A 2,646-nucleotide genomic window follows, 5' to 3' on the forward strand; every position below is an offset into this window, starting at 1 on the left:
ATGTGTATGTGTATTATATAATAGAAATGAATGCTAAAAATTTTGATAAATAATTACAAAATTATTATAAGCAAATACTGCAAATAGAAAGTCTACAAACAGAGTAATAAAAGCTAAAACTACATGGATTTGAGGGAGAAAATATGAAAAGTTATACAAAGACTAAATGGAGTGTTTGGGGCATAATTACATTTTCATTTATTTTAGTCTTATTTTTAAGGATGTCAACTGCTGTTGTCTCAGATAATTTAGCAAAAGAGTTAGGCTTTAATTCTATACAAATATCAAATATAGCATCATTTTGCCTTTACTCATATGCACTTATGCAAATACCAGCAGGTATATTAATTGATAAATATGGAGCAAGAAAGATTAGTAGTATTGGAATAATAACAGCGAGTGTAGGTTCTATATTATTTGGATTAATACAAAATATAGAATTAGCATATATTTCTCGTATAATTGTAGGAGCAGGAACCTCAGTAATACTACTTTGTATCTTAAAAATTCAAGGTAGATGGTTTGATAAATCAGAGTTTGCTTCTGCAACAGCTAAGTTCTCATTTGTTGGAAATGTGGGAGGAGTTCTTGCTACTTTTCCGCTAGTATTTTTATCTGAATTTATTGGTTGGAGAAATTCATTTTTATTAATAGGTATAATAGGTATTTTAATTGGATGTTGTATGTATATTATTGTTAGAGATACACCAAGAGAATATGGATTTAATGTAAATGTTGATATTTATGAAGAATCAGAAAAAATTAGTATTATTGAAGGGGTTAAGTCTGTTATAGTCAATAAGTCAACATGGTATAATTCAATAATAATGTTTTCTTTTGTAGGTTTAACAAGTGCATTTACAAGTCTTTGGGGAGTAAGATACATAATGGACGTTTATGGAGTTAGCAAGAGTTTTTCTGCATTTATAGTATCATTTTTTACATATGGATTTATATTTGGTTCAATAATTATGGATTTTGTGTTTGCAAAAATAAAGTCTAGCAAGTTTAACATAATAAAGTATGGTGCAATGATAGACTTATTTATATGGATAATAATTGTAATTGTTTTCAAAGTAAAACCACCAATAATGTTTTTACCAGTAGCATTTTTTATAATGGGGTGTATAGTCATGTCACATTTACAAGTATTTAATGATGCTAAATATAAGAATAAAGAGATTTATTCTGGATTAGCAACTAGTGTTATTAATACTTTTGAATTTATAGGAAGCGGTATTATTAATTTAATCATAGCTATATCTTTACAAATAAATTTCTACAATACAGTTGATGGATACAAAAGAGGATTTATTGTATTTATAGTATTAAGTATTATAACTATAATAGCATCTCATATTGGTGTAAAAAATGATGATTTTAAAACTAAGTAGCATTTTCGGAGTGACTTAGCATAAAGTTCTGTAAATAATAGAGGGTTTGGATTTAGAAAAAAGAGCTAACTGGAATATAAATCTTGTTTACTATGATTAAATGATATTGTATCATATTAAATAGAAAAATAAGAACTTTAAACTATAATATTGGTTCTAAAATATAAAGTAAGGAGTTTTTTCTATGGATACAACAAAAATAGATGATATAAGTAAGTTAGATTTAAATAATCTAGATATTAATAAAATGGACATGGGCGGTTTGATGGAAAGCCTTTTGGAATGGGCAACTACAAGTGGAGTAAAACTTATAATAGGTCTACTTATACTTTCCATTGGATTTAAAATAATAAAAAAAATTGTAAACCATGTCATGACAGTTCTTGGTAAAAGAGATGTTGATTTAACGTTAAGAAAGTTTTTGAAATCTCTTCTTTTAAGTGTACTTAAAGTTGCTGTTATAATAGTTGTTCTTGAATACTGGGGTATGAGTTTATCTAGTTTTGCTGCTGTAATAGCTTCAGCAGGGGTAGCGATAGGTTTGGCACTGCAAGGTAGTTTATCAAATTTTGCTGGAGGATTTATTATACTTCTGATTAGACCATTTAAAGTAGGAGATTACATAGAAGCAGCAGGTCATGGAGGAACAGTTGAGCAAATAGGTCTTTTTTATACACAATTAGCTACTCCAGATAATAAACAGATACTTATACCAAATGGTTCTGTATCAAATGATAGTTTGATAAATTATTCTGCAAAAAATACTAGAAGGGTTGATTTAGTTTTTAGTGTAGGATATGAAGATGATATATTACATGTTAGAAGAGTCTTAAAAGAAATTGTAAACAAACATAAATTAATAATAAATGAACCAGAACCATTTATAGGAATAGTTGAACATGGAGATAATGCAATTAAATTTGCAATTAGGGTTTGGTGTAAGACAGAAGACTATTGGACAATTTACCTGGATTTATTAGAAGAGGTTAAAGTTAGATTTGATGAAGAAGGAATTACAATACCATATCCTAAAATGGATTTAACAGTCAGAGAACTAAATAAAATTTAAGTTTTTAATTATAGAAAAGGGATGTTTTAAATAGCATCCTTTTCAGTTGTATTTACTTTATGTAGATTTTTTATATTTATGTTTAATTAATAATGATTTTTACTATCTTATAGATTTAAATTTTAAAATTCTGGTATAATAAATTATATTATGGTTTCTAATACACATCTCCAACCCCACAAA

The 2,646-nt window shown here is 27.1% G+C and carries 2 protein-coding genes; both read left to right on the forward strand.

Going from position 1 to position 2,646, the window contains the following annotated elements:
• Positions 1 to 143: 143 nt before the first annotated feature.
• Entirely contained in the window at positions 144 to 1,394 is a 1,251-nt protein-coding gene (locus tag KGF52_RS20725; protein WP_227829743.1) for an MFS transporter, read from the forward strand.
• A gap of 184 nt (positions 1,395 to 1,578) precedes the next feature.
• A complete protein-coding gene (locus tag KGF52_RS20730) occupies positions 1,579 to 2,463 on the forward strand; it encodes a mechanosensitive ion channel domain-containing protein (protein ID WP_227841478.1) in 885 nt (294 codons plus the stop codon).
• The last annotated feature ends 183 nt before the right edge of the window (positions 2,464 to 2,646 follow it).

The organism is Clostridioides sp. ZZV15-6597, from assembly GCF_020657815.1.
Classification (GTDB): domain Bacteria; phylum Bacillota; class Clostridia; order Peptostreptococcales; family Peptostreptococcaceae; genus Clostridioides.

Coding starts and splice junctions, on each gene's coding strand:
- KGF52_RS20725 (WP_227829743.1), top strand. CDS start 144: ATGAAAAGTTATACAAAGACTAAATGGAGTGTTTGGGGCATAATTACA.
- KGF52_RS20730 (WP_227841478.1), top strand. CDS start 1,579: ATGGATACAACAAAAATAGATGATATAAGTAAGTTAGATTTAAATAAT.